At 33.7% G+C, this 26,022-nt stretch carries 28 protein-coding genes; 21 read left to right on the forward strand and 7 right to left on the reverse strand.

Annotated features, from left to right (window positions below):
* Positions 1 to 84: 84 nt before the first annotated feature.
* Positions 85 to 1,275 carry a phosphoglycerate kinase gene (locus BA768_RS19790; RefSeq protein WP_065722123.1) on the reverse strand — a complete coding sequence of 397 codons (1,191 nt, stop codon included), beginning with the start codon at positions 1,273 to 1,275 and terminating at the stop codon, positions 85 to 87.
* Between the two features lie 817 nt (positions 1,276 to 2,092).
* Here BA768_RS19790 and rpiB point away from each other — a divergent pair.
* From rpiB to tsaB, 10 genes are all read left to right on the forward strand, one after another.
* On the forward strand, positions 2,093 to 2,527 hold the full coding sequence (gene rpiB, locus BA768_RS19795; protein ID WP_065722124.1) for a ribose 5-phosphate isomerase B: 435 nt from the start codon (positions 2,093 to 2,095) through the stop codon (positions 2,525 to 2,527).
* 226 nt (positions 2,528 to 2,753) lie between these two features.
* Positions 2,754 to 2,972 carry a DUF1016 N-terminal domain-containing protein gene (locus BA768_RS21565; RefSeq protein WP_065722125.1) on the forward strand — a complete coding sequence of 73 codons (219 nt, stop codon included), beginning with the start codon at positions 2,754 to 2,756 and terminating at the stop codon, positions 2,970 to 2,972.
* Positions 2,966 to 3,256, forward strand: a complete 291-nt coding sequence (locus BA768_RS21570; RefSeq protein WP_065722126.1) for a PDDEXK nuclease domain-containing protein — start codon at positions 2,966 to 2,968, stop codon at positions 3,254 to 3,256. The genes BA768_RS21565 and BA768_RS21570 overlap by 7 nt, the downstream gene beginning before the upstream one ends.
* A gap of 9 nt (positions 3,257 to 3,265) precedes the next feature.
* Complete coding sequence (rnr, locus tag BA768_RS19810; RefSeq protein ID WP_034672900.1) at positions 3,266 to 5,416, forward strand: ribonuclease R; 2,151 nt, start codon at positions 3,266 to 3,268, stop codon at positions 5,414 to 5,416.
* 131 nt (positions 5,417 to 5,547) lie between these two features.
* The gene (locus BA768_RS19815) at positions 5,548 to 6,270 is read left to right on the forward strand and encodes a LysE family translocator (protein WP_051882517.1); all 723 of its coding nucleotides are present in this window, start codon (positions 5,548 to 5,550) and stop codon (positions 6,268 to 6,270) included.
* Positions 6,230 to 7,156: an LD-carboxypeptidase gene (locus BA768_RS19820; RefSeq protein ID WP_065722127.1), complete on the forward strand. Its 927-nt coding sequence runs from the start codon at positions 6,230 to 6,232 to the stop codon at positions 7,154 to 7,156. Before BA768_RS19815 ends, BA768_RS19820 begins: the two co-directional genes overlap by 41 nt.
* Before the next feature lie 36 nt (positions 7,157 to 7,192).
* Entirely contained in the window at positions 7,193 to 7,564 is a 372-nt protein-coding gene (locus tag BA768_RS19825) for a YraN family protein (protein ID WP_065722128.1), read from the forward strand.
* Positions 7,565 to 7,648: 84 nt separating this feature from the next.
* Positions 7,649 to 8,401 (forward strand): SDR family NAD(P)-dependent oxidoreductase, encoded by a 753-nt coding sequence (locus BA768_RS19830; RefSeq protein WP_065722129.1) that lies wholly within the window; start codon positions 7,649 to 7,651, stop codon positions 8,399 to 8,401.
* 20 nt (positions 8,402 to 8,421) lie between these two features.
* The gene (locus tag BA768_RS19835) at positions 8,422 to 8,853 is read left to right on the forward strand and encodes a hypothetical protein (RefSeq protein ID WP_065722130.1); all 432 of its coding nucleotides are present in this window, start codon (positions 8,422 to 8,424) and stop codon (positions 8,851 to 8,853) included.
* A gap of 52 nt (positions 8,854 to 8,905) precedes the next feature.
* Positions 8,906 to 9,589, forward strand: coding sequence for a tRNA (adenosine(37)-N6)-threonylcarbamoyltransferase complex dimerization subunit type 1 TsaB (gene tsaB / locus BA768_RS19840; RefSeq protein WP_034672911.1), 684 nt, complete (start codon positions 8,906 to 8,908; stop codon positions 9,587 to 9,589).
* Positions 9,590 to 9,604: 15 nt separating this feature from the next.
* Here tsaB and BA768_RS19845 read toward each other — a convergent pair whose 3' ends face one another.
* The 5 genes from BA768_RS19845 to BA768_RS19865 all read right to left on the reverse strand — a co-directional run bounded on the left by BA768_RS19845 (position 9,605) and on the right by BA768_RS19865 (position 14,986).
* Entirely contained in the window at positions 9,605 to 12,184 is a 2,580-nt protein-coding gene (locus BA768_RS19845; RefSeq protein WP_083206754.1) for a tetratricopeptide repeat protein, read from the reverse strand.
* 86 nt (positions 12,185 to 12,270) lie between these two features.
* The gene (locus BA768_RS19850; protein ID WP_065722203.1) at positions 12,271 to 12,825 is read right to left on the reverse strand and encodes a Maf family nucleotide pyrophosphatase; all 555 of its coding nucleotides are present in this window, start codon (positions 12,823 to 12,825) and stop codon (positions 12,271 to 12,273) included.
* Positions 12,826 to 12,834: 9 nt separating this feature from the next.
* Entirely contained in the window at positions 12,835 to 13,353 is a 519-nt protein-coding gene (locus BA768_RS19855; protein WP_065722131.1) for a KdsC family phosphatase, read from the reverse strand.
* A 96-nt stretch (positions 13,354 to 13,449) separates the two neighbouring features.
* The gene (locus BA768_RS19860; protein WP_065722132.1) at positions 13,450 to 14,205 is read right to left on the reverse strand and encodes an SIMPL domain-containing protein; all 756 of its coding nucleotides are present in this window, start codon (positions 14,203 to 14,205) and stop codon (positions 13,450 to 13,452) included.
* A gap of 28 nt (positions 14,206 to 14,233) precedes the next feature.
* Positions 14,234 to 14,986 (reverse strand): Rossmann-like and DUF2520 domain-containing protein, encoded by a 753-nt coding sequence (locus tag BA768_RS19865; protein ID WP_034672915.1) that lies wholly within the window; start codon positions 14,984 to 14,986, stop codon positions 14,234 to 14,236.
* A 153-nt stretch (positions 14,987 to 15,139) separates the two neighbouring features.
* On the opposite strand from BA768_RS19865, the gene BA768_RS19870 reads away from it, so the two are divergent.
* From BA768_RS19870 to lepA, 6 genes are all read left to right on the forward strand, one after another.
* A complete protein-coding gene (locus BA768_RS19870) occupies positions 15,140 to 15,691 on the forward strand; it encodes an RNA polymerase sigma factor (RefSeq protein ID WP_034672917.1) in 552 nt (183 codons plus the stop codon).
* Positions 15,692 to 15,709: 18 nt separating this feature from the next.
* Positions 15,710 to 16,423, forward strand: coding sequence for a hypothetical protein (locus BA768_RS19875; RefSeq protein WP_228388526.1), 714 nt, complete (start codon positions 15,710 to 15,712; stop codon positions 16,421 to 16,423).
* A 7-nt stretch (positions 16,424 to 16,430) separates the two neighbouring features.
* On the forward strand, positions 16,431 to 16,943 hold the full coding sequence (locus tag BA768_RS19880; protein WP_034676904.1) for a hypothetical protein: 513 nt from the start codon (positions 16,431 to 16,433) through the stop codon (positions 16,941 to 16,943).
* 85 nt (positions 16,944 to 17,028) lie between these two features.
* A complete protein-coding gene (locus tag BA768_RS19885; RefSeq protein WP_065722133.1) occupies positions 17,029 to 18,063 on the forward strand; it encodes a hypothetical protein in 1,035 nt (344 codons plus the stop codon).
* A gap of 54 nt (positions 18,064 to 18,117) precedes the next feature.
* A complete protein-coding gene (locus BA768_RS19890) occupies positions 18,118 to 19,149 on the forward strand; it encodes a hypothetical protein (protein ID WP_065722134.1) in 1,032 nt (343 codons plus the stop codon).
* Positions 19,150 to 19,277: 128 nt separating this feature from the next.
* Complete coding sequence (gene lepA / locus BA768_RS19895; protein WP_034672923.1) at positions 19,278 to 21,074, forward strand: translation elongation factor 4; 1,797 nt, start codon at positions 19,278 to 19,280, stop codon at positions 21,072 to 21,074.
* A gap of 77 nt (positions 21,075 to 21,151) precedes the next feature.
* On the opposite strand, the gene BA768_RS19900 is transcribed toward lepA, so the two are convergent.
* Positions 21,152 to 21,787 (reverse strand): DUF1579 domain-containing protein, encoded by a 636-nt coding sequence (locus BA768_RS19900; RefSeq protein WP_065722135.1) that lies wholly within the window; start codon positions 21,785 to 21,787, stop codon positions 21,152 to 21,154.
* Between the two features lie 157 nt (positions 21,788 to 21,944).
* Here BA768_RS19900 and BA768_RS19905 point away from each other — a divergent pair, with 157 nt between their 5' ends.
* The 5 genes from BA768_RS19905 (at position 21,945) to BA768_RS19930 (ending at position 26,018) form a co-directional block, all read left to right on the forward strand.
* Positions 21,945 to 22,640 carry an NUDIX hydrolase gene (locus BA768_RS19905; protein ID WP_065722136.1) on the forward strand — a complete coding sequence of 232 codons (696 nt, stop codon included), beginning with the start codon at positions 21,945 to 21,947 and terminating at the stop codon, positions 22,638 to 22,640.
* 431 nt (positions 22,641 to 23,071) lie between these two features.
* Positions 23,072 to 23,614 (forward strand): NADAR family protein, encoded by a 543-nt coding sequence (locus tag BA768_RS19910; protein WP_065722137.1) that lies wholly within the window; start codon positions 23,072 to 23,074, stop codon positions 23,612 to 23,614.
* 18 nt (positions 23,615 to 23,632) lie between these two features.
* Positions 23,633 to 24,865: a TIGR02452 family protein gene (locus tag BA768_RS19920; protein WP_228388528.1), complete on the forward strand. Its 1,233-nt coding sequence runs from the start codon at positions 23,633 to 23,635 to the stop codon at positions 24,863 to 24,865.
* Positions 24,862 to 25,503 carry a DUF4291 domain-containing protein gene (locus BA768_RS19925; protein ID WP_065722138.1) on the forward strand — a complete coding sequence of 214 codons (642 nt, stop codon included), beginning with the start codon at positions 24,862 to 24,864 and terminating at the stop codon, positions 25,501 to 25,503. The genes BA768_RS19920 and BA768_RS19925 overlap by 4 nt, the downstream gene beginning before the upstream one ends.
* A 5-nt stretch (positions 25,504 to 25,508) precedes the next feature.
* Positions 25,509 to 26,018 carry an O-acetyl-ADP-ribose deacetylase gene (locus BA768_RS19930; protein ID WP_065722139.1) on the forward strand — a complete coding sequence of 170 codons (510 nt, stop codon included), beginning with the start codon at positions 25,509 to 25,511 and terminating at the stop codon, positions 26,016 to 26,018.
* The last annotated feature ends 4 nt before the right edge of the window (positions 26,019 to 26,022 follow it).

A 26,022-nucleotide genomic window follows, 5' to 3' on the forward strand; every position in this document is an offset into this window, starting at 1 on the left:
TTTAAAATTTAATTTGAGAAAAGCTGATCATAAAAAAGTCCGCTGAGTTTTCAGCGGACTTTAATTTTTTCAAAAATAAAATGTTTAATTATTAATTGCGGCAACACCTGGAAGTTCTAAACCTTCAAGACTTTCAAGCATCGCACCACCTCCGGTAGAAACATAGCTTACTTTTTCGCCATAACCAAATTGTTTTACGAAAGCAACACTATCTCCACCTCCAACTAAAGAAAATGCACCTTGTTTTGTAGCTTCCGCAATACTGTCACCTAAAGCAATTGTTCCTGCAGCAAAGTTTGACATTTCGAAAACTCCTATAGGACCGTTCCATAAAATTGTTCTTGAATCTAGTAATACATCATTGAACTGATCTCTGGATTTCGGACCTGCATCAAGACCCATCCAACCTTCAGGAATTGAATAAATATCAACTTCGTTTCTATCTGCGTCATTACTGAAACTCTCTGCAATGATCGTATCAGAAGGAAGATATACTTTTACATTATGTTGTTTTGCTTTACCCAGGATTTCTAAAGCTAAAGGTAATTTATCTTCTTCCACTAATGAAGTTCCGATTTTACCTCCAAGAGCTTTAATAAATGTAAAAGCCATTCCGCCACCAATAATCAAATTGTCGATAGCAGGTAAAATATTTTCTATAATGGTAATTTTAGTTGAAACTTTAGATCCTCCAAGTATTGCAGTTACAGGTCTTTCTCCTGATTTTAATACTTTATCAATAGCTTTAAGTTCATTAGCCATCAGTAAACCGAAATATTTAGTTGAAGGAAAATATTTAGCAATTACTGCTGTAGAAGCGTGTGCTCTGTGAGCGGTACCGAAAGCGTCGTTCACGTAAGCATCTGCCAATTTAGAAAGTTTTTCTGCAAAAGCTTCATCGCCTTTTTCCTCTTCACTATGAAAACGTAGATTCTCCAACAAAAGGATTTCTCCTACTTTAAGTTCAGAAGCAGCCTGTTCTGCCTTCTCTCCTACACATTCTTCAACAAACTTTACTTCCTTACCCAATACATTAGAAACTTCTTCTACAATATGTTTAAGCGAAAATTCATCTTTAGCCTCTCCTTTTGGTCTTCCCAAGTGAGCCATTAGAATTACAGAACCTCCGTCTTTAAGAATTTTGTCAACAGTAGGTTTTACCGCAACTATTCTTGTATTGTCTGTAACTTTCAGCTGGTCATCCTGCGGAACATTAAAATCCACTCTTACAAGAGCTTTCTTTCCGTTAAAATTGAAATCATTGATTGTTTTCATATGCACTTTTATGTTATTTCTACACGATTATGAAATTGCTTTCTGCAAAACAGTTTAGTAAACCGTTGAACACTTCGATTTCATAAATTCTTTTTGATTTTTTGTTTCACAAATGTAAGATTTTAAAGTTTCGTAAAAAATCGAAACCTCCAAAAGTTTTCAGAATTTTCCTGACAAACCTACCACTCACTAATCAACACTATTTTCTTTTTTTTAAAAATAAAGAGTGAATACTGTTGTTGAGTATTGTGAGTTTCGGGGATAACTTTAATGTTAAAACTTCATAACATGTAATTTATTTACAATTCATATTTAATTCACAAAATAAAACGCTGTAAATCTGATTTTTCGATGAGTTACTAACAAATATTGATAACTTTTCCACGATGTTGAATATGAATAACCGATTTATGGAGAAACTAAAGAATTGCCCAATAAAAGTTTTTGAAAATTTTTGTCCGAATATTTGGAAGCAACTTCCATTAATAAATTTTCCGATGATAAAAAACATTATTTTCAACAAAGTTTTCCACACTTATTCACAATGCTTTTAACATTTTGTTAGAATTTAATTAACAATTATTAAAATAATACCTTATCAATTATAGTTTAATGAAAATCAATGCTTTATGCTTTAAATAACCTTTTTTAAGTTATTTTTGAAAAAAAATATTATTTGAATTGAATAATTGAAAATTCTTCAGAAATCTGGATTATTGAAAAAAAATTTGAATAAATCAGTTTTAATAAACCTTAAGCAATAAAGAAAATTAAAATAAGATTTACCGTAACTTTGTAAGAGTAAATAAAAGTAAAAATGAAAAGAAAAATTGCTATTGCATGTGATCACGCCGGTTTTGAATACAAAGAAATCTTGAAAAAATATCTTGAAGAAAACTTCGAGGTTCAGGATTTCGGAACTTTCTCTACAGATTCGGTTGATTATCCGGATTTTGTACATCCTGCTGCAACTTCAGTTGAAAACGGAGAAAACGAATTGGGAATTCTGATCTGCGGAAGCGGAAACGGCGTTCAGATCACAGCCAACAAACATCAGAAAATAAGATGTGCATTGTGTTGGATGCCGGAAATTGCTGTATTGGCAAGACAGCATAATGACGCCAATATGATTTCAATACCCGCAAGATTCATTGCAAAAGAGGTCGCTATAGAAATTGCAAATAAATTTCTTTCTACTGATTTTGAAGGTGGAAGACACCAAAACAGAGTTGATAAAATTGCATTTTGCTAAATTTGTAAAGGCTTGTAAATCAGATTACGAGCCTTGTTTATTTTTAATTTCATATATTTGCATTGTCCAACAGAATTTACCATACTGTTGATTCCTTTTGAAAATTTAAGATGCTTTATCAGAGTTCATCATAAAATTTTTTCTCTCCTTCTCCATATTTATTATAAATTTATACAAAAACTAAGTTTTGCGTTGTAAACAATAATGCTTAGAATAGAAACTCATAATGCTTGAAAATTCTCAAATACAATTTATTTCTAAAATTAAAAATAAAGTAAGAAATGCCCAGTACGAAGCAATGAAGGCGGTAAACGTTGCTTTGATCAATCTGTATTGGGAAATTGGGATGTCTATTTCAGAAAATCAGAATCAATTTAAATTTGAAATTTCAGATAAAGAGTATTTTATTGATTTGCTTCTTTTTCATAGACGGTTACAATGCTAGAATTAAAGATCGGTGAATTTTTACAGGAGTATAAAGGCAAAATGGAATTCTATTTGAATCTGCTTAATGATAAAATAAAATTACCTCACGAGAATGAAGCAATCGGAATTATTATCTGTAAGAGTAAAGACAGAACTGTTGTAGAATATTTATTAAAATCCAGTAATTTGCCGATAGGAATTACAACCTATTCAACGTCGGAAAAATTACCAAAAGATTATCAAAATTATTACCAAACACAAAAGAATTATCAGAAAAATTTGATAATTATATTAAAAATTTAAAAGAATAAAATGCCAAAAAAGAAAAAATATATAAGTCAGAAAAACGACCATAAACTCATGGAAATCGGTAAATTGATTATGAGGTTTATGAACCAAAATCAAACCAAATTATACAATTACAAGCAAATCTCAGACGGAATTGATTACAAAAATCCCCGACAGAGAGAAATGGTGATTCAGGCTTTGCATAAATTATTAGCAAACCAAAGAATTAAAGAAACCGAGAAAGGTAAATTCAGCATCAATCTTAATATTGCAGGAACTTTAACAGGAACCATCGATTTCAACCAAAGTGGAAATGCCTACGTAACGGTAGAAAATCTGAAAGATGATATTTTCATTCATTCAAAAAATGTGAAAGATGCTTTGCAGGGCGATAAAGTTTTAATTGTTACCTATAATTTTAAAGGTAAAAAGCTGGAAGGTTCTGTTTTAGAAGTTTTAGAAAGAAAACGTTCAGAATTTGTGGGAACTTTCCAATTGGTTCAGCATAAGGAATTCGGATTTGTGGTTTGTGATAAAAAGACCATCAATACCGATATTTTTATTCCAAAAGGAAAAATAAACGGAGCAGAAAACGGAAATAAAGTTGTTGTAAAAATGACCGAATGGAAACCGGGAGATAAAAATCCTGAAGGAGAAATTTTACAGGTTTTAGGAAATCCGGGAGAGCATGAAACCGAGATTCACTCTATTCTCGCAGAATACGGTTTACCGTACGAATTCCCGGAAGAAGTAGAAAGAGATGCCGACAAAATTGATCGTAGAATTACCGATGAAGAAGCTGCAAAGCGTTGGGATATGCGTGATGTTTTAACCTTTACGATTGACCCTAAGGATGCAAAAGATTTTGATGATGCTCTATCAATGAGAAAGCTGGAAAACGGAAACTGGGAAGTCGGGGTTCACATTGCAGACGTTTCTCATTATGTGGTTCCGGGAACTATTCTCGATGATGAAGCCTATGAAAGAGCGACTTCAGTTTATTTAGTCGACCGAGTTGTACCAATGCTTCCGGAAGTTTTGAGTAATGATGTTTGTTCGCTTCGTCCAAATGAAGATAAATATACATTCTCCGCAGTTTTTGAATTGAATGATAAAGCAGAAATTCAGAAACAGTGGTTTGGAAGAACAGTTATTCATTCCGACAGAAGATTCACATATGAAGAAGCTCAGGAAAGAATTGAGACCAAAGAAGGAGATTTGCAGGAAGAAATTAATGTTTTGGACAGATTGGCTAAAATTATGCGTGGTGAACGCATCAAAAACGGTGCAATTACGTTTGACAGAAGCGAAGTTCGATTCAATTTAGATGAAAACAATCAGCCGATTGGTGTTTATTTTAAAATCAGCAAAGATTCAAACCATTTGATTGAAGAATTTATGTTGTTGGCAAATAAAAAAGTTTCTGAATTTGTATCATTAAAAAAAGGAAGTCCAAACGGAAATACCTTTATTTATAGAATTCACGACGATCCGGATCCGGCGAAACTGGAAGCGTTAAGAGATTTCGTTTCCACTTTCGGATATAAAATGGATTTGGCAAACACCAAAAAAGTTGCAGAATCTTTAAATACTTTATTGAAAGATGTAAAAGGAAAAGGCGAAGAAAATATGATTGAAACTCTGGCGATGCGAAGTATGAGTAAAGCGGTCTATTCTACCGAACCGATCGGTCACTATGGTTTAGGATTCGATTATTATTCGCATTTCACCTCTCCTATCCGTCGTTATCCGGATTTGCTTGCACACAGATTGTTGCAGCATTATCTGGATGGAGGAAAATCTCCCGACAGAAATGAATTGGAAGAAAAAGCAAAACACTGCAGTGCAATGGAACGTTTGGCCGCTGATGCAGAAAGAGATTCTATCAAATTTATGCAGGTGAAATTCATGGAAAAACATTTGGGAGAAACTTTCACAGGGGTTATTTCCGGAGTTGCCGAATTTGGTTTCTGGGTTGAAATTCCGGAAAATGGCGCAGAAGGTTTAATTAAACTTCGCGATTTGATGGATGATTCATACACCTATGACAAAGCTACACACGCAGTTTACGGTAACCGTACAGGAAATCGGTATCAGTTGGGAGATCAGGTTCAGATTAAAGTGGTAAAAGCTAATTTGATTGCAAAACAACTTGATTTTAAAATTGTTGAATAGAATTTTATAATTTTAAATATTAAAGATCACATTTTGTGGTCTTTTTTTATTTAAATTAGAATTAAAACAATAACCTTTTTAAACCTCAATAAAAATATAATCTTTAAATTTGAATTTGAAACAAATTTTTAATGTTTGAACTCATATTTTCTGCCATTGGTTTAGGCTTTATGCTGAGTCTCGTTTTTATCGGGCCCATTTTTTTCCTGTTGATCGAAACCAGCTTTACAAGAGGACCTAAACATGCTTTAGCGCTCGATTTTGGTGTTATTACGGCAGATTTGCTTTGTATTATTGCGGCGTATTATGCCAGTGCAGATATTGTACAGCTTATTGATAAACATCCAGGTTTTTACAGAATAACATCCATCCTTATTCTCACATACGGAATAATCATGTTGATTACAAAAACCAAAATGCACATGCCCGGTGAAGAAAAACTGATCAGTCAGAATTACTTTAAAACATTTCTAAATGGGTTTTTATTAAACCTTCTGAATGTTGGGGTCATTCTTTTTTGGTTAGTAACGGTAATTGGTGTGAGAAATCAATATCCCGATACAGAAAGTGTTATTTTCTATCTGGGAATTGTAATTGCCACTTATCTTGCGATTGATTTTCTTAAAATATTTTTGGCAAAGCAGTTTCACGACAGGCTGACTCAAAGGTTAGCAAATAATATCAGAAAAGGTGTTGGTGTCGTATTGATTATTTTCAGTTTTTTTATCTTCTTACAGAGTTTTAAAATGTTTAATCAATTCGATAAACAACTTGAAGAAGCCGAGAAAAAAGAAGTAAAATTTAAAAAAACAAATGGAAAAAATATTCCCGAAACCACTAAAGAAAGGCGATAAAATAGCCATTATTTCCCCTGCTGGTTCAGTAGAACCTACTCAACTGGAAAAAGGTATAGAAATGATTAAATCTAAAGGTTATGAACCCGTTTTAGGTAAAAATCTTTATACCAAATTTTCAAATGGCTACAATTATGCAGGAACAGAAACAGAAAGGTTAAAAGATATGAACTGGGCCTTAAATGACAACGAAATCTCTGCAGTCTGGGCTTCAAGAGGTGGTTATGGCTGTCAACATTTATTGGAAAGTCTAAACTTAAAAGAATTCAGCAAAAATCCGAAATGGTATATCGGATATTCTGACAACACAGTTATTCAAAGTTATTTGCTGAAAAAAGGTTTTGCTTCTATTCATGGACAAACCATTAAAACTTCAAGTTTTGGAGTGACAGAGGAAAGCTATGATTTGCTTTTTGATATTTTAAAAGGTAAAAAGCTAAAATACAGCTTAAAATCACACCAACTTAATAAGCAGGGAATTATTGAAGGAGAATTGATTGGAGGGAATTTAGCCTTAGTTTATGCGCTTTTAGGTACGAAATATTCATTTGATTTTAAAGATAAAATTTTATTCATTGAAGATATTGGTGAAAATTTCTATGCTTTAGACCGAATGATCATGAGTCTGGAATTGGCCGGAGTTTTCACAAAAATAAAAGGGTTAATTGTTGGAGGAATGACCAATATGGGCGATGAAAAAGAGAACAAACAATACGAAGAAAGCTTTGATGAATTTGCCTATAAACTGATTTCAGACAGAATTTCAAAATACAATTTTCCTGTGGTTTTTGGTTTTCCGAATGGTCATATTAAAGACAATCGACCTTTAATTATTGGAAGTAAGATCAAGATGAAGGTTGAGGATAAGATAAAAATTGAGTTTTAATCTACTCTAAAACTCTCCCACTCTCAAACTCAAAAAATGGCGGATCACAACGAATTAGGAAAAGAAGCAGAAAATCTTGCCGCAGATTATTTAATTAAAAACGGCTATAAAATTCTTGTGCGAAATTTTAGATTCAAGAAAAATGAAGTAGATATCATTGCCGAAAAAGATAATCTGATTATAGTGGTCGAAGTAAAAGCCAGATCTACAGATTTTTTCATTCTTCCGCAGGAAGCGGTTACAAAAGGTAAAATCAAATCTATTGTTTCGGCTGCGAATCATTTCATGGAAGAATTTAATAAAAATCAGGAAGTAAGATTTGATATTATTTCTGTTCTTCCTGACGAAAAAAGAAATTTAAACATAGAGCATATTGAGAATGCATTTGAGGCATTTGATGCAAATTAGCTTCTTTCTTTTGGCAGCAAACTATTAGTTTTTAATACACAATAAAAAGCCAGATGCTAAAAAGCTAATGGCAAAATCAAAATTATGAAAACAATACTCATCACCGGAGCAACTTCCGGAATAGGAAAAGCAACAGCAGAACTCTTAGCAAAACAGGGAAACAGAATTATTATTTGCGGAAGACGTGCTGAGGTTTTAGAGAAGGTAAAAAATGAATTATCAGCTTTAACCGAAATATTTAGTTTAAAGTTTGATGTTCGAAATTTAGAAGAAGTTGAAAATGCTGTTTCATCACTTCCTGAAGAATGGAAAAATATTGATGTTCTTATTAATAATGCAGGAAATGCGCATGGTTTAGAGCCTCTTTCAGCAGGAAGTACAAATGATTGGGATAATATGATTGACGGAAATGTGAAAGGTCTTTTATACGTCTCAAAAAAGCTGATTCCGATGATGAAAGAAAGAAGTTCAGGACAGATTATCAATATCAGTTCGGTTGCTGCAAGACAGACTTATGCGAATGGAGTTGTGTATTGTGCCACCAAAAAAGCTGTTGATGTGATTTCCGAAGGAATGAGAATCGAATTGACAGAATTTGGAATTCGTGTGACCAACATTCAGCCGGGAGCTGTAGAAACCGATTTCTCATTGATTAGATTTAAAGGAGACCAGGAAAGAGCAGCGACCGTTTATGCCGGTTACGAAGCTTTGAAAGCTGAAGATATTGCCGATGCAATAGCCTACTGTATTAATGCTCCGCAACACGTTACAGTTTCGGATATGACAATTTATCCGAGTGCTCAAAGTGAACCGAGAACGATTTACAGAAAAGGATAATTTCAATTTGAGAATTTGAAATGAAGTTCTTCCCTATTCTATTTCTGTTTTGTTGCATTTTTGGATATTCTCAGAATTATTCAAAACAACAAAAACAATTGCTGTCTCAAACCAAAAAGCTGGATTCTTTGATGCAGAACAATGATTCTAAAATCTTAAATTTGTTTGAATCAAATGTTTCATTCGGTCATTCCAACGGATGGATTCAGAATCTGGATGATTTCAAAAAAGATTTGTCGTCCAGAAAAGTGGTTTATAAAGAAATCAAACAGACTGAAGTTTCTGAGATCAAAAAGTTCAAAAATACTTTCAGTATCAGAAGGAAAATAAAAGTTTCAGGATTATATAAAAATGAAGACTTTGAAATGAATTTATCGCTGCTTGAAATCTGGACTAAAAACAAATCAGCGTGGAAATTGTGGAGTCGGCAAAGTGTGGAAATAAAGCCATAAATTTGCAGAATCAAAGCAAAAATTAGATTTGCTGTTTAGAAATTAGTTTAAAATGAAAATATTATATCTCGAAACTTCCTCCAAAAACTGTTCGGTAGCTATTTCTGATGGCGAGAAACTTTTATGTGTCTGCGAAGAAGTTTCAGAAAATTATAAACAAAGCGAATCGCTGCATACATTTGTAGAATGGGCTTTAGAAGGCGCAAAATTGACCATGAAAGATATCGAAGCGGTTTCTTTGGGAAAAGGTCCCGGTTCTTATACTGGTTTAAGAATTGGTGCGGCTTCGGCAAAAGGGTTTTGTTACGGCTTAAAAATTCCATTAGTTGCAGTGAATTCTATGGAAAGCATGATAGAGCCGTTTTTAGGGCAAAATTTTGATTACATCATCACTTTAGTCGACGCAAGAAGAATGGAGGTTTATACGGCCGTTTATGATGGCCAGACAGGAACTGAGATCTCGGCAACCGAAGCAAAAATTTTAGATGAAAATGCTTTCGAAGAATTTAAAGATAAAAAAGTTCTTTTTGTTGGCGATGGTGCATTAAAAACAAAAGATATTGTACAGCTTCCCAATGCTGAATTTAATGCAGACATCTACCCTTCTGCAAAATATTTGGTAAAGAAAACTTTAGAGAAAATAGAAAAAAAAGAGTTTGAAGATATTGCTTATTTCGAGCCCTTCTATCTAAAAGATTTTCATGGAGTAAAGAAAAAACAAAAAAGCGAAGAGTAAATCTTCGCTTTTCTTTTATTTATTCATCGGCTTTGCTTCAACAGGAGCTTCGAGTTTTTGCATCTGAACGCCCTTTTTCATGTTATTGTTATTCTGAGGATTATTGTTCATCATCTGACTTTTATTATTCATCTGCATCTGATTATTCCCCGGAGCAATATTATTCTGATTATTTTGAGGAATATTTGTTGGTTTACCAGGTCCGTTGAACGGGCTGTTCTGAACCGCATTTCCTTTATTGTCTGTTGCCTTGAATGCCAAATCGCTTTTCAAATAATTAAGCATTTCTTTAGCTTTTAAACCTTCCGGAGTTTTGGCGTAGTTGAGAACAATCTGCTCAAGCTGAAGAATCATTACTTCCTTTCCGCTTGTTTTTCCGGCATTGAATGCATTCAGGAGATTCAGTTTCGGAATCATGGCATCTTTCGGATATTTAAGAATCACCTGATCTATTTTCCCCTGACTTTCCGTAAATTTTTCAGATTCGTAGAGGGCATAAGCCATTTTGTATTCGTTTTCAACTTCTTCAGAAGATTTTACAAAAGAGTTATTCTTAGGATTTCTTACGAATTCTGCATAAGAAGTATAAGGATAATCGGTCAGTAAAATCTGCTTCGCTCTCGCTGCAATCTGCGGATTTTTCTCATAATTCATTGCAAAGATTTCATATAAAGCCTGCAACATTACTTTTTCTTCAGGTTTTACATCTATCAGATCATACAATGTTTTTGTAGCTAAAGCGGTATTGGTAAAATAGTTCTGATACATGATTCCAAGTCCCAAAGAAGCGGTATCTCTGTCTTTTTTAAGCTGAGATAATTTTCCTGCATCAGATGGTATTTGTTCGATATAATAAGAAGGTTCAAAACGTCGCGGGTTGGGTGCAGAAGTTATTCCCAATGCTTCGTTTTTCATATCTTCAATCGTAGCCATTTTTTTAGAATAGCGCCAGTTATCAACCAAAGCACGATCTCCCCAAACCTGCTTAAATGTTGATGTACCTTTGCTTACCGTTCCTGTATTGCCAAAATAAAAACCTTTTTGCGCCACTCCGAAATCTTCAAAAGAATTTCCGCTGTTGGCAAATAAAGAATTGGCATTGTAATCTCCGGTATCAAAACCTTTGCTTCTCTCGGCACGTCTTCTCTCAAGTTCTTCTTTTTCTTCTTTGATTTTTAGTTTCTCAATATATTTTGCAAAATAATCAGTTTTCTGTGGCTCTGTCATTTTTGCCAATGTAAGAATACTGTCATTTTTCTTGATTAAATAATAGTTTTTTGAGATCTTTTTGATGTAATTCGACTGATCCTGCAACAAAATTTTTGATGGTTGGTACGTCATTGAAGCCAGTGCCGAATCATAGTAAGCTCCTGCTCCGATGTAATCGTTTCGGTCTAAATAATCTCTCCCGATTTCATAATAAGTCAAACCTCTCACCTGCGGATCAGAAACCTTCTCAAGCAATGATTTTCTGAAAAACTCCTGGCCTTCTTTCTTCTTCCCGGCTTTGGTAGCCATTAAACCTAAGGCATAATAAAACTCATTTTTTCTGGAACCATACGTTCCTTTTTTACTTATATTTTCAAGATAATCTTTTGCCCCTTCATAATTTCCTCTTCCATTAAAGGTTTTAGCAATCTCGATCTGTGATTTTACTTCAAATTCAAAATCATTCGCATATTTGTAAGCGGCCACAAAGCTTTCTCTGGCTAATTCTGATCTCCCCAATTCCTGTAAAACCTGACCTCTCAAAAAAGCAATTCTACTTTTTAGTTTTCTGTTACTATTTAATTCAAAAGCACGGTCCAGCTCTTTTACAGAAGCTTCTTTTTTACCTTGATCCAAAAGAGATTCTGCATAATAAATACTCAGCAGTTTCTCATGATCTTTGCTTAATTTTTCACTTTTAACCTTATCAAAAATCTCATCCGATTTGTGATAATTTTTAATCTGTGAATAAGCCAAAGCTTCATAAATATGAGCTAAAGGAAGCCTTTTGTCTTCCTTCATGTGGGTGAAAACGTAATTCAGTGCATCCAGTGCTTTCACGGCTTTACCCTGATAAATTCTTGATTGTGCTAAAATGATATACGCATCAAAAATCACTTTATTCTTCTCCTCTCCTTTTCTGATGACAGAATATTTATTGATAGCTTTTAAGGCTTTTGCTTCTGCGATTTCTAAAACTGTTGCTCCTTTTGCAGCTTCTGGATTGTTGGCATCCTGAGGCATATTTCCGGGCATTCCAGGACCATTTGAAGGCATTCCCGGACCTGTTCTTCCAGGTTGTTGCGGTCGGTTTACTTCTGCCATTTTCATCGAGTTTTCGGCAAAAGCAGCAGATTGTCCCAAATCACTTCCTAAAGGCTGCTCTTCGTAAGTAAGGATAGGAATGTATGGCGCATAAAAATTGTCTTTATGGGCTTTATCTCTGTCTGTAAATTCACTGTTCAACGCATCTTTTGCATTAAAAAGTGTATTGTAATATGTTGAAAATCCTTTTAAAAACTTAGATCTTGCTTCCGGCTTTTTCACTTTCGTGCTGCAGGAAACGACAACGATTGCGGCTAAAAGGAGTAATATATTCTTTTTCATTATTTCAATATAACTCGCTAATTTACTTTTTATTATCAGCAGTTTGATGATTTTGTAAAAATAATAAAATTTTATTTTGAAAATATTTAGATTTCCTTCAAAATTTTATAGACCAAATGAGTGGGCAATCCCATGATGGTATAAAAACTCCCGTTGATCTTTTTGATTTTCGACATTCCGAGCCATTCCTGAACTCCGTAGCTTCCTGCTTTATCGAAGGGTTTGTAATTTTTAATATAAAAATTGATTTCCTCATCCGAAATTTCATCAAATTCTACATCGGCAACATCAGTTTCTGTAATGGTTTTATCTAAAGTTTTAATCGTAATTCCGGTGTAAACCTGATGTGTTTTTCCGGATAATGACTGAAGCATTTCTTTGGCTTCGTTTTCATCTTTCGGTTTTCCGAGAAATTTATTATCATTTGCAACAACCGTATCGGCAGTCAGTAAAACTTCTCCCTCTAAAAGATTTCTGAACGCATTAGCTTTTAATTCAGATAAATACGCTGCAGCCTCTCCTATTTTTATATTTCCTGGTAAAATTTCTTCACAATCGATTTTTACAACTTCAAAATCAAACCCTAAGTTTAACAACAGTTCTTTCCTTCTCGGAGATTGCGATGCTAATAATATTTTCATCATTAAATTTTAAACAGATTGCGTATTATCATCATGCCATTTACCCTGAACTTTCATTACCTGTTCGATGACATCACGTACTGCCCCGCTTCCACCTTTGATCTGAGAAATATAATCTGCAATTCCTTTGATCTCAGGAACGGCATTTTCAGGACAGGCTGCAATCGCCGAATTCTGCATCATATGAAAATCCGGTAAATCGTCTCCCATTGTAAGAATCTGCTCGTTTTTAAGCTTATATTTTTTCTTAAAATCTTCATAATCTACCATCTTATCATGCGATTTTGCATAATAATCCTGAATTCCCAGATAACTGATACGGTGCCTCACCATTTCGTCATTTCCACCCGTAATAACGCCAATGAGATAGTCGTTTTTTAAAGCTTTTACAACCGCATAACCATCCAAAACGTTCATTACACGGCTCATATTTCCACCGGGCATCAGATAAACGCTTCCGTCTGTGAAAACACCATCTACATCAAATACAAATGCTTTTATATCTTTTAATTTCTCTTTATAACTCATTTTAATTAATGATTGATCAATGATAATTGATGAATGATAAAAAATTCAAGTCAATCGCATTCACTAATCGCATTTTATTTTTTATTAATACTAATTTTAATCAAGATTATACGTAAGTCTTACGGTAATTCTCGCCGATTTTTCCTTGCTGGAAGTATCAAAATTTCCTCCATAGCTGTCTTCATCAGTAGAACCTTTCGCCGTAATCTGGAAAACACCCATCGAAGCATCTTTTAGTTTTCCTAAATCTCCGTCGGCACTTTTTACAATTTTTTCGGCTCTTTCTTTGGCATCTTTTGAGCCCTGTTCTATCAAACTGTGCTTTAAAGAAGAAAGATCAGAATACGTATATTGTGCTGAAGACGGCTCAAACTGAACACCATTGTTGATGAGTTCTGCAGTTTTATCAATAACGCTTTCAATTTTCTTCATCAAAGCCGGATTTTTCTTCGCTCTGAAAAACACGCTCTGAGTAGCTTTATAGCCATCAAAAATATCTTCAGATTTTTCTGATCCGTCTGCTTCTTTTGTGGTAATGGTACGATAAGACCTTGAAAAATTAACCCCGCCAAAAGCAAATTCACCAGCTTTGAAACCTTTACTGTAGAAAAAAGCTTTTACTTTTTCTTTATCCTGCGAGATTAAATTATAGGCTTCTTTGGCATCCATCGCACTGGCGTCGAAACTTCCGCCCCAACTTATTTCGTCTGAAATAAAATCCTTAGAACCAAGACCAGTAACGGATATGGTGTCCTGTTTTAAGTTTCTGTTTTTAAAGCTTGAGCCTAACACAAAAGCGGTAATAACGATGGCTGCTCCGATGATGAGGGAACGAATGATATTTGTATTCATTTTTTCTGTTTTCCTCAAAGTTAAAACTTTATGGCAATTGATACATTTTTTTAATCGACTGATTCATCGTTTTATAAATCTCAAGACTTTCGTCCTGCAATAATTGCTCGTGTAACTCAAGAACTCTTTTGTCGTTTCTCACAGCTGGTCCGGTTTGTGCAGATTTTGGTTCAATTTCATGAATTTTCTGAACGGTTTCATCAATTAATGGTAAAAAATAATCAAACGGGATTTTCTGAGCATCTGAAATTTCTTTCGCTCTCGAAAAAAGATGATTCACAAAATTGCAGGCGAAAACTGCTGTTAAATGAATATATTTTCTCTTTTCGTGCGTACTTTCCATTACATTTTCTGAAATTTTTGAGGCTAAATCGATTAGGATTTTTTGATCTTCTGTATTTTCAGCTTCAACAAAAAAAGGTATTTTTGTATAGTCTAAATCTTTCGATTTTGAAAAGGTCTGTAAAGGATAAAAACTTGATTTTCTGTACTCTCCTACCAAAACTTCTTTAGGAAGAGATCCTGAAGTATGAGCAACCAGACTATTTTTTTTAGAAATTATTTTAGAAACATCTTCTACAGAATTGTCACTTACGCAGATAAAATATAAATCTGCATCTTCCAGTTTTTCTGTTGAAAAAGGAATATTTAATTCTGAAGAAATTTTTTGAAGTTCATTCTCATTTCTACCAAAGATTTGGGCTAAAGAAATACCATTCTGAACGAATGCTTTTGCCAGATGATAGGCAACATTTCCGGATCCGATAATGACTGTTTGCATTGAACAAAGATAAATATTTTGATTGGGTGATGGAAGTCAGACGATGGATGTTTTTTTAACTTTTAATAATAAGAACCCAAATTATAGCACAAAAATTGAATAAGTAATTTAACTTTTAAATATTTTTGTAATCAAAACCAATGAAAGCATCTTATGAAGATTAAGGACGCGGAAATTATTGCGCTGATGCAAGACCCACGAACACTTGAAAAAGGTATTCGTGTGCTGATGGATGCTTATCAAAGCAGATTATATTGGCATATTCGACGTATTATTGTAGATGCAGACCTTGCTCAGGATACTTTGCAGGAAACCTTCATCAAAGCGTACCAGAATTTTCATCAGTTCAAAAATGACAGTCAGCTGTACACCTGGCTTTACAGAATTGCAACCAATGAAGCGTTGCAGCAGATTAATAAGCTTAAGAAAATGCAGAAGACCGACGAAGATCCTGAATATTATATGCAGAATCTGGTTGCCGATAACACCGAAGGTGATGCGGAAGAAATACAAATTTTTCTGCAAAAAGCGATACAAAGTCTGCCTGAAAAACAGAAGTTGGTATTTATGATGCGGTATTATGATGATTTACCTTACGAAGAAATATCTCAGATTGTAGATATGTCGGTGGGGACATTAAAAACAAATTATCATTATGCCAAACAAAAAATAGAAGAATATATCAAAGAGAATTACGAAAGATAATTTTTGAGAAAACAAGAAATGGAAAATTTTGATCTGGATAATTTAGAACGCAAAAACATCTATAAAGTTCCTGAGAATCTTTTTGAAAGCATTCAGGAAAACGTGTTGGGCGGAGTGAAAGATTTTGATCTGGAAAAATTAGAACGTAAAAATATTTACAAAGTTCCTGAAAATATGTTTGAAACGATTCAGGATAGAGTTCTAAGCGGAGTGCAGAGTTTTGATTTGGATAAATTGGAACGCAAAAACATATATAAAATTCCTGAAGGTGTTTTTGAAACTGTTCAGGAAAATGTATTGGATGAAATAAAAGCTGAGAAAAAAGCGCCAATTTTTAAACTGAATTGGGGATATGCAATTGCAGCGTCTGTAGCTCTTATTTTTGGAGTGACTTTTGTTTATAATTCAAATTCTCCGGTAAATGGAGATTCGGTTAATCGTTATGCTAATAACATAGAAGTTCCAAAAAAAGAAAGTCAAATAGCTTACGAAACTTTAGCATCAGATTTAACTTCTGTTGAAAATGCTAATCAAACAGTTGAAAGTCAGATGAATATAAAGCCTGTTGTTTCTCAGGTAGTGAATAATAATTCTGAAAATCAGAATAAAAAATCGGTAAAAGCAGCAAATGACGTTCATATGAATGAATATCTTGAATCTCTTACCAATTCTGAAATCGCCGAGTTAGCCAATAACTCGAGTCAGGATGTTTATTTGGACTTATATAATTAAAAAGAAGATGAAAAAAATATTATTTACACTTTTTATAATTTCAGGGTTTGGCTTGAATGCCCAGGTCAAGGATTATGACTGGAAGAAAATGAGTCCGGAAAAGAGGAAAGAGGTGATAAATAGTATGTCACCGGATGAAAGAAAAGCTCTTCTTACTGAATTCAGAAATAAAATGGTTGTCGATATGCTGGAAGTTTCACCGCAGGATAAAGCAGAGTTTACTTCTATTTACAATGAATATCTGGATGATCAGAAGAAAATAAAAAGCCAGTTTGATTCTAATTTTGATCCGGAGAAACTTAATGAAGAAGAAGCGAAAGTAAAACTTCAGCAAAGTTTTGATTTAGGACAAAAATTGTTGGATAACAAAAAGAGATATGCAGAAAAAATGCAGACCGTTATTCCTTGTCAGAAAGTATTGAAACTTTTCAATTCTGAAGCGATGATGAGAGATAAGATGAACGAAAAAAAGTCTCATGATGGGAAGAGAAATTCTCCCAGACCGAAGCAAAACCCATAATAGTTTATTTTTTTAATGTTGGACGACTCTTGCAATTTATTGTGAGGGTCGTTTAATTTTAGAATATTTGTAGAAAATATTTTTAATGAAAAAATTGATCTTTTTCCTATTGATTTCCGCAACAGTAGCTGCTCAAAAAGTTGAACTCATAACTTTGAATCAGAATATTAAAGATAAAAAAGGTTTCATTAAATCATTAACTTTAATAGATAACAGAAACGATAAGACTATCGGTAGCGTAACAGATAAAGATGAAAAAGCTGAAATTAAATTTGCTGATGTAGACCTTAAAAGCCACTTTGAAAAATGGTTTAAGGAAGCTAATGATAATGTAGGGAATACAGATATTGTGATTATGCTTGAAAATTTGAAAGCATATGATGAACAAGACGAAAACAAAACTTTTCCTTATGCCAAAGCCAAGATAAAAATATCAGGTTTTTTGAAGAGAAATGATAAATACTATTTCATTACGAGATTCGATAACGTTATTGTCTGCAATCCAAAAACGGTCTCTCACCCACAAAAATACTTAGCCCAGCAAATTTCAGATATTATTTCTGAATTTATTAAAATTACCTATTCAGGTTCCGTTTCGGGATCTTATATTCCGGAAAATCAGATAAATAATTATGATGAATATTTGATTAAAAACAATAAAGCATTAACCAATCCTGTCCTTGAAAACGGTGTTTATACAAGTTCTAAAACTTTTTACAATCAGCAGCCAAACTTTGATTACAGGGTAGAAAAAAATAAAAAAGGAAAAGTGGTACGATTAATCAAAAATCAAGTGAGTACCTCTTTTTCAGAAATGTATTGTTATGTGGAAAACGGCGTAGCCTATAAACTGACACCCGTTGGTTTTGACGAAATGAAAAAAAATGAAAAAGGATTTTATATTCATACTTCGAGAGTAAATCTTTTTTCTGAAACAAAAACAGGCGGTATTATGATAGGTGCACTTGCAGGTGGAGTCGTAGGAGCTTTGATTGGAGCAGTAGTAGATTCTGGATCTAATGGGGCAAACGGTGCTGTAAACGGAATAGGATTCAAATCGACTCAGGAATCTGATGTTTATATTGATTCCCTTAACGGAACTTATATTTTTGAAAAATAATTATAAACTTTTCTATATTTAATTATTACCCGTTAAAATTCAAAAAAATAAAAAATGAAAAAGCTATTCCTATTCATTTTAGTTTCAGCATCTCTATGCGCTCAAAAAACCGAAACAATAAAACTTTCGCAGTCAGTTAAAAGCAAAAAAGTTAATTATAAAAACTTTACGGTAATTGATCAAAGAGAAAATAAAGAAATTGGCTCTGTAATGTACCATAAAGACCAGGTAAATATAGCGTTTGAAAATAATGCAGTCAAAGATTTCCAGGATTGGTTTTACAGTGATAATCCTGTAAAAGGAAATGACGAATTAGTTCTTTTGATTGAAAATATAAAAGTTTCTGAAGATAAACAAGAGAAGTTCTCAATAGGAAAACTTGAAGTCCGCGCAAGCACATTTCTTAAAAAAGAGGACGGGTATCATTTATTATACCGAAAAGACACCGTTGCAACAGTTTCTTCTCGCGTAACGCCGTATCTTGCTCAAAGTCTTGCTAAAAAAATCAGTCTTACGTTTTCGGAATTATTAAAAGGTTCTTATAATGCAAAACCTTGGGAGATTACGATTTCTCAGGAGGAACTTCAAAATTATGAAACCATTTTAAAAGATACACTTGAAATTTATAAAGCAGATCATCTAAAAGAAGGTGTTTATAAAGACTATTACAGTTTCTTTACTCACCGTCCTGAACATGGCTTTATCATTGAAACCAATAGTAAAGGAATCGTTACCAAAGCAGTAAATGGAGAAGAGAAAATGCCAATCAGAAATTTTTATGCTTTTGTATATAATGGAGTTCCGTATAAAGTAATTCCGGTAGGGTATACTGAAATTTTCAGGGATGAACTGGGGCTTTTTATTGAAGTTAAAAAAGAAGAACTTTTCCCGGAATCTAATTCTTCGTTTATAATGGTTGGCGGCGGTATTGCGGGATTAATAGGAAGTGTGGTTGCTAATGTGGCAATCGTGGCAATTGATGCCAAAGCTGCAAAAAAGAGAAAGGCAATGGCAGGAACTGAAGTTTCACTTGATCCTTTAACCGGACATTATATATTACCAGAGAATTTTGGTAAATCTAAATAAGTATCCAAGAAAAACATTTTACCTCTCTTTTTCAATTTAAATCAACAGAATAAATGGTGTTTATCACTAAAAATTAAAAATGAAATTCTCCTGCATTTTTTTATCTTTGCAAATTACATAGTTCTTAAATGAAAAACATACGAAATTTTTGCATAATCGCCCATATCGACCACGGTAAAAGTACTTTGGCGGATCGTCTTTTGGAGTATACCAATACGGTGACTCAAAGAGAGTTACAATCTCAGACGCTTGATGATATGGATTTGGAAAAAGAACGTGGGATTACGATTAAATCTCACGCCATCCAGATGGATTATGAGCTTAATGGCGAAAAATATATTTTGAATCTTATCGATACACCGGGACACGTAGATTTTTCTTACGAAGTTTCTCGTTCTATTGCAGCTTGTGAAGGAGCACTTTTAATTGTTGATGCTGCGCAAAGCATTCAGGCACAAACGATTAGTAATTTATATTTAGCTTTAGAAAACGACTTGGAAATTATTCCGATTCTTAATAAAATAGATCTTCCATCTGCTAATCCTGAAGAAGTTACCGACGAAATCATGGGACTTTTAGGCTGTAAATACGAAGATGTTCTTAGAGTTTCTGGTAAGACAGGAGAGGGTGTTCACGAATTATTAGAGGAGATTGTGAAAAGAGTTCCGCCACCGGTTGGAGATCCTGAAGCACCACTTCAGGCATTGATTTTCGATTCTGTTTATAACCCTTTTAGAGGAATTGAAGCTTATTTCAAAATTGTAAATGGAAGTATTTCCAAAAACGAAAAGATCAAATTTTTTGCTACAGGAAAGGAATATGGTGCGGATGAAGTCGGAACTTTAAAACTAAAGCAGGTTCCAAAGAAAACAATTGAATGTGGAGATGTAGGTTATCTTATTTCGGGGATTAAAGATGCCCGTGAAGTAAAAGTAGGAGATACGATTACCTCTTTTGTAAACCCTGCAGATGCACCAATTGATGGATTTGAGGAAGTAAAACCAATGGTTTTTGCCGGTATTTATCCTATCGAATCGGAAGATTTTGAAGAATTAAGATTCTCATTGGAAAAATTAAGATTAAATGATGCTTCTTTGGTATTCGAACCGGAAAGTTCTGCAGCTCTTGGTTTTGGTTTCCGTTGCGGATTCTTAGGAATGCTTCATATGGAAATCGTTCAGGAACGTTTGGAAAGAGAATTTAATATGAACGTTATTACAACCGTTCCCAACGTTTCGTACCACGGATATTCTAAAAAAGAACCCGAAACAGCAATTTTAATCAACAACCCATCTGAAATGATTGATCCTAATCTTTTAGACAGAGTTGAAGAACCTTATATTAAAGCTTCGATCATTACAAAATCTGACTTTGTTGGAGCCGTAATGACGCTTTGTATTGAGAAAAGAGGAGAGATTGTAAACCAAAGTTATTTAACGGCAGATAGAGTAGAATTAACATTCAATATGCCTTTAGCAGAAGTTGTTTTTGACTTTTACGATCGTTTGAAATCAATTTCTAAGGGTTATGCTTCATTCGATTATTCACCAATTGGGATGCGTTCTTCTAAGCTGGTTAAAATGGATATTCTGATTAATGGTGACATGGTGGATGCGCTTTCTTCATTGATTCACGATTCTAATGCTTATTACATTGGTAAAAAAATGTGTGAGAAACTTCGTGAACTGATTCCGAGACAGCAGTTTGACATTGCAGTTCAGGCAGCTTTGGGAGCGAAAGTTATTGCAAGAGAAACCATTAAGGCTTTAAGAAAAGACGTTACCGCAAAATGTTACGGAGGAGATATTTCCAGAAAGCGTAAACTTTTGGAAAAACAGAAAGAAGGTAAAAAGAAAATGAAGCAGATTGGCAGGGTAGAAGTTCCGCAATCGGCATTTATGGCTGTATTGAAGCTTAATGATTAAGTAAAAGAGCCAGGTAAAAGGCAAAAATAAAAGTAAAATCCGCAGAGATTTCTGCGGATTTTTTTGTTTTAGAGTATTTATTTTCTGGTAAATTTTATTTCCATTGTTTTAAACTCTTTTCCGGTCTTCGGATCTGGACCAAACATTTCCATTTTTTGGGTGTTATCATCAACGAAAGTGAAAACTTCTCTTACATTACAATCTTTTCCGGGTCTTGAAGGATCGGTCATTTTTCCTTTAAATTCAATAGATTTTGAGGATGAATTCCAATCGCCTTCCATGTTCATAATTCCGGTACCCATATTGTCGATCCAGGTGCTTACAAACTTCTTTTTAGAATTGTCATATCCCAGAATACTTACTCCTTCAAAAGGCATTCCCATCATATTCCCTTTGTGTGTGCTCATTTGATAGCGACCGTCGAACATCATTTTGTTTGTCGCTTCAGATTTGCTAGTCATTGGTTGTGCGCCATCTTCCATCCACATAGTAGTTTCTCCGTTCCAATTTCCGTCGGCTTTAGCAATCATTTTCTGCATTTCTCCAGGAGTTGCATAATCCATCCATGCTTTGGTTGCGGTTGCCGAATCTACGGGTTTCCATTCGTCGTTGGCTAAAGAATCTTTTTTGTCAGAATTTTTCATATCCACTTTTACCTTGTCACAGGCAATGAATAGAGTAGCGGTGCAGAATGCAAGAAATAATTTTTTCATAATAGTTTAGTTTTAAGTTAGTTATTAATTAAAATAAATATAATAAATTTTTGAATAGAGTGAATTATTTTTTATTTGACAGTAAAAAGAGACAGATTAATTTTAAAGATCCGAATTAAAACAATATTTTTGTGTATTCGTAACGCAAATTAATATTATGGAGTCTCCAAAAAAATTACAGGATATAAAAGTTGCTGTAGACGCAGTTATTTTCGGATATTTTGATAAAAAAGATCTTCAGCTTTTGTTGATTAAAAGAAATATTGAACCTTTCAAAGGAGGTTGGGCGCTTCCCGGCGGATTGGTTTTGGATGATGAAAACCTCGATGATGCTGTAAAAAGGGAGCTCCACGAAGAAGCAGGCATAAAACCCGATTTTTTGGAACAACTCTATACTTTTGGTAATGTTGGTCGCGATCCGCGAAATAGAGTGGTTTCTATCACTTATTTGGGACTTGTTAACCCTTCTTATCATGAACTGTTTGCGGATTCTGATGCGGAAGATGCGCAATGGTTCAGCGTAAACCAGCTGCCTAAATTAGCTTTTGATCATCAAACAATTATTGATATTGCATTAAAAAGACTTCGTACAAAAATCCAATATCAACCCATTGGTTTCAACCTCTTGAGTGAAGAATTTGCTTTTTCAGACCTTGAAAATCTTTATAAAACAATCGTTGGTAAAGAAATAGACCGCCGAAATTTCCGTAAAAAGATTATGAGTTATGATCTGTTGAATGAAACCAATAATCTTAAAAAAGAAGGCAGCGGCAGACCTGGGAAATTATTCACTTTTAATCAGGAAAAATATAAAGAATTGGAAGAGGAAGGCTTTTATTTTGAAATAAAATAGCTTTTTTTAAACATTAATTTCATGAATGAATTCGTAGAATAAGCAACCACCGATTGGTTACACCGATCCATTCAGAATGAAGCAAAGTGGAAGAATCTACAAAACATGAAAATAGATTCTTCTTTCATCAGAATGACAAAAATGCGTGGATAATTTATCCTTCAAAATAACTACGAATCTAGATTTTCAACATCGATAGGAACGGACTTTAGTCCGTTTTCAATTCAAAATACATCAAATTGGCTTTAGCCAAAACATAGAAATAATCAAAATTGTATCATTTGTGGAAAACATTTGTGTCATTTGTGTTTACATAAAATAAATTTTAATTACTGAAAATCAATTGATTAAATAATTTAGTGTAAAATTAACGCAAATAAATTTGGATGATAAAATCAGATTCTTTTAAATTTGTGTAAAAATAACACAATATGAAATATACATTACAAAATATAATTGAAAAGTTTCAGAAAAAAGAGACGTTGAATTTCCTGTTCTTTTGGGGACACACGGTAAAAGATGAAATTACAAAAGCATGTTTCAGTCAATGGTTTCCGTTTGAGTTTCACGAAAATGGAATTGTTTATAAAACTGCTGAACATTATATGATGGCCGGAAAAGCGAAATTATTTAATGATATGGAAATTTTAGAGAAAATTCTAAATGCAGCAACTCCAAATCAAGCCAAAAGCTTAGGAAGAAAAGTCAAAAACTTTGATCCTCAATTTTGGGATGATCATAAATATGAAATCGTAAAACAGGGAAATTTATTAAAGTTCTCTCAAAATAAAGGTTTTAAAGAATTTTTACTTTCTACAGAAGATAAAATTTTAGTAGAAGCCAGTCCTTATGACAAAATCTGGGGAATCGGAATGCTCGAAACAGATAGACAAGCCGAAAATCCTCAGCAATGGAATGGTGAAAATCTTCTGGGATTTGCTTTAATGGAAGTAAGAGACGAATTGAGGGGATAAAAACACAAAGCATTAATTATGAAAACAAAAACACTTTTCAGACCAGTCGGAGAAAAAGAAATGATTTTAATAATCGAAAGCAATTACAAAAAATTTCCTCCAAGACTAGAATGGCAACCGATTTTCTATCCCGTTTTGAACGAAGACTATGCTTCCGAAATTGCTGAAAAATGGAATACAAGAGATGAAGCAGGAAATTATCTTGGTTTTGTAACAAAATTTGAAGTGTTGGAAGATGAAGTAAATAAATATCCAACGCAAAATGTTGGCGCAAAAAATCATAATGAATTGTGGATTCCTTCTGAAGATTTAGAAAAATTTAATCAGGCAATTGTAGGAAAAATTGATGTGACAAAAGTATTTATTGGAGATAATTTTAAAAATCCTGCAAATCCGGATGTAGAAAACTTATTATTAAGTATTAAAAAACTAACGATGACAAATAAAGGAATGGCAAAAGATACATTAGAAATCCTAGCCAAAAAATATTATATAAACGAAGACAACGAAAAAATAAATATAGAAAACGAACTGGAAATCTGTAAAAAAGAAACTGTTTTGTTTTCATCTGAACAGCTTTCGGAAATGACAGCAAATAAGCTTCCGAAAACAGATTTTGAAACAAAATTTGAAACTTGGAGCTGCAGTTCTTTAAAAGCGATTTTACGATTGGCTGAAGAAGAAAATCAGGAGAAAATCATGTGTCTGAATTTCGCATCAGCAAAAAATCCGGGCGGAGGTTTTATCAATGGAGCAGAAGCTCAGGAAGAGAGTTTGGCGAGAACTTCAGGTCTTCATGACAGTTTATTGCAAGGATGGGAATATTATGAAACCCATCGCGCAATGGAATCTTGTTTTTACACAGATATGATGATTTACAGTCCGAAAGTTCCGGTTTTCAGAAAAGATAAAGGTGAATTGCTGACAAAACCTGTTTTGTGCAATTTTATAACTTCTCCTGCGGTAAATGCGGGTGTTGTAAAAAGACAGGAACCTGAAAGAGCAGACGAAATTTTCGGAGCAATGGATTTGAGAATGGATAAAATGCTCGCTTTAGCTTTAAACCAGGGAAATGAAACATTGATTTTAGGAGCTTGGGGATGTGGAGTTTTCAAAAATGATCCGAAAGAAATTGCAGAATTGTTCAAAAAACATCTTCATGGGAAATATAAAAATAAATTTAAAAGAGTGGTTTTTGCGGTTCTCACTAAAAAGGAAGAAATGATAAAGCCATTCGAAGAAATAGGATGAGACTTAAATTAAAAAAATATAAAGAACAACTACAAGATTGGCCTCAAAAGGGACATCACATCATGGCTCAATATGATGATGAGAAAATAATTGTTTATCAGTCTTATCGAAAAGAAATTGGTGAATTTGCAGTTCAGAATCAATATTTTGGAGGAGCATTTAGTCTTAAAAGAATGACTTGGATCAAACCTAATTTTCTGTGGATGATGTACCGAAACGGATGGGGAAGAAAAGAAGGACAGGAATATGTTTTGGCAATTCATTTAAAAATTGATGCTTTTAAAAAATACTTAGAAAATGCCGTTTATTCTTCTTACAACGAAAGGTTGGAATTATCAAGAGAAGAATGGCAAAATCAGGTAAAAGAATCATCTGTGAGATTGCAATGGGATCCGGATCATGATCCTTTCGGTAATAAATTGGAGAGAAGAGCAATACAAATTGGATTAAGAAATGATTTCATCAAATCTTTTGCTCAGGAAGATATTGTTTTAATTGAAAGTATTTCAGATTTCGTGAAAGAACAGCATGAATTTGTTTTAAATGATGACTTGGATAATTTGTTGATTCCTGAAGAAAAACCATTACGATTTAATGAGGGTGATTTAAACAGGAAGCTGAGATTGAATGAAAACTAATTACAATGAAAATTGAATTAATAAAAGGTGACATTACCAAAATAAAAGCCGATGCAATCGTCAATGCAGCCAATTCATCTTTATTGGGTGGCGGTGGAGTTGATGGAGCAATTCATCGTGTGGGAGGAAAGCAAATTTTGGATGAATGTATTGAAATTAGAAATAGACAAGGGAAGTGTAAAACGGGGGAAGCTGTCGTGACAACAGCAGGAAATTTGTCTGCAAAATACGTTATTCACACGGCTGGCCCGATTTGGAATGGAGATGAAGAAAAATGTTCGAAACTTTTGGCGAATTGTTATAAAAATTCATTAAAACTGGCAAAAAGCGTTGATGTTAAAAGCATTGCTTTTCCAAATATCAGTACGGGAGTTTATAAATTTCCAAAGGAATTGGCTGCCAAAATTACTGTTAATGAAGTACAGAATTTTCAGTCAGAAATTATTGAAAAAGTTGTTTTTGTCTGTTTTGATGATGAAAATGAATTCATTTACAGAGAACTTTTAAAAATTTAAAACC

Source organism: Chryseobacterium sp. CBo1, from assembly GCF_001693475.1.
Lineage (GTDB): Bacteria > Bacteroidota > Bacteroidia > Flavobacteriales > Weeksellaceae > Chryseobacterium > Chryseobacterium formosense.

Excerpts from the sequence above, each read along its gene's own strand:
- BA768_RS19790 (WP_065722123.1), bottom strand. The coding sequence starts at position 1,275 with ATGAAAACAATCAATGATTTCAATTTTAACGGAAAGAAAGCTCTTGTA.
- rpiB (WP_065722124.1), top strand. The coding sequence starts at position 2,093 with ATGAAAAGAAAAATTGCTATTGCATGTGATCACGCCGGTTTTGAATAC.
- BA768_RS21565 (WP_065722125.1), top strand. The coding sequence starts at position 2,754 with ATGCTTGAAAATTCTCAAATACAATTTATTTCTAAAATTAAAAATAAA.
- BA768_RS21570 (WP_065722126.1), top strand. The coding sequence starts at position 2,966 with ATGCTAGAATTAAAGATCGGTGAATTTTTACAGGAGTATAAAGGCAAA.
- rnr (WP_034672900.1), top strand. The coding sequence starts at position 3,266 with ATGCCAAAAAAGAAAAAATATATAAGTCAGAAAAACGACCATAAACTC.
- BA768_RS19815 (WP_051882517.1), top strand. The coding sequence starts at position 5,548 with ATGTTTGAACTCATATTTTCTGCCATTGGTTTAGGCTTTATGCTGAGT.
- BA768_RS19820 (WP_065722127.1), top strand. The coding sequence starts at position 6,230 with ATGGAAAAAATATTCCCGAAACCACTAAAGAAAGGCGATAAAATAGCC.
- BA768_RS19825 (WP_065722128.1), top strand. The coding sequence starts at position 7,193 with ATGGCGGATCACAACGAATTAGGAAAAGAAGCAGAAAATCTTGCCGCA.
- BA768_RS19830 (WP_065722129.1), top strand. The coding sequence starts at position 7,649 with ATGAAAACAATACTCATCACCGGAGCAACTTCCGGAATAGGAAAAGCA.
- BA768_RS19835 (WP_065722130.1), top strand. The coding sequence starts at position 8,422 with ATGAAGTTCTTCCCTATTCTATTTCTGTTTTGTTGCATTTTTGGATAT.
- tsaB (WP_034672911.1), top strand. The coding sequence starts at position 8,906 with ATGAAAATATTATATCTCGAAACTTCCTCCAAAAACTGTTCGGTAGCT.
- BA768_RS19845 (WP_083206754.1), bottom strand. The coding sequence starts at position 12,184 with ATGAAAAAGAATATATTACTCCTTTTAGCCGCAATCGTTGTCGTTTCC.
- BA768_RS19850 (WP_065722203.1), bottom strand. The coding sequence starts at position 12,825 with ATGAAAATATTATTAGCATCGCAATCTCCGAGAAGGAAAGAACTGTTG.
- BA768_RS19855 (WP_065722131.1), bottom strand. The coding sequence starts at position 13,353 with ATGAGTTATAAAGAGAAATTAAAAGATATAAAAGCATTTGTATTTGAT.
- BA768_RS19860 (WP_065722132.1), bottom strand. The coding sequence starts at position 14,205 with ATGAATACAAATATCATTCGTTCCCTCATCATCGGAGCAGCCATCGTT.
- BA768_RS19865 (WP_034672915.1), bottom strand. The coding sequence starts at position 14,986 with ATGCAAACAGTCATTATCGGATCCGGAAATGTTGCCTATCATCTGGCA.
- BA768_RS19870 (WP_034672917.1), top strand. The coding sequence starts at position 15,140 with ATGAAGATTAAGGACGCGGAAATTATTGCGCTGATGCAAGACCCACGA.
- BA768_RS19875 (WP_228388526.1), top strand. The coding sequence starts at position 15,710 with ATGGAAAATTTTGATCTGGATAATTTAGAACGCAAAAACATCTATAAA.
- BA768_RS19880 (WP_034676904.1), top strand. The coding sequence starts at position 16,431 with ATGAAAAAAATATTATTTACACTTTTTATAATTTCAGGGTTTGGCTTG.
- BA768_RS19885 (WP_065722133.1), top strand. The coding sequence starts at position 17,029 with ATGAAAAAATTGATCTTTTTCCTATTGATTTCCGCAACAGTAGCTGCT.
- BA768_RS19890 (WP_065722134.1), top strand. The coding sequence starts at position 18,118 with ATGAAAAAGCTATTCCTATTCATTTTAGTTTCAGCATCTCTATGCGCT.
- lepA (WP_034672923.1), top strand. The coding sequence starts at position 19,278 with ATGAAAAACATACGAAATTTTTGCATAATCGCCCATATCGACCACGGT.
- BA768_RS19900 (WP_065722135.1), bottom strand. The coding sequence starts at position 21,787 with ATGAAAAAATTATTTCTTGCATTCTGCACCGCTACTCTATTCATTGCC.
- BA768_RS19905 (WP_065722136.1), top strand. The coding sequence starts at position 21,945 with ATGGAGTCTCCAAAAAAATTACAGGATATAAAAGTTGCTGTAGACGCA.
- BA768_RS19910 (WP_065722137.1), top strand. The coding sequence starts at position 23,072 with ATGAAATATACATTACAAAATATAATTGAAAAGTTTCAGAAAAAAGAG.
- BA768_RS19920 (WP_228388528.1), top strand. The coding sequence starts at position 23,633 with ATGAAAACAAAAACACTTTTCAGACCAGTCGGAGAAAAAGAAATGATT.
- BA768_RS19925 (WP_065722138.1), top strand. The coding sequence starts at position 24,862 with ATGAGACTTAAATTAAAAAAATATAAAGAACAACTACAAGATTGGCCT.
- BA768_RS19930 (WP_065722139.1), top strand. The coding sequence starts at position 25,509 with ATGAAAATTGAATTAATAAAAGGTGACATTACCAAAATAAAAGCCGAT.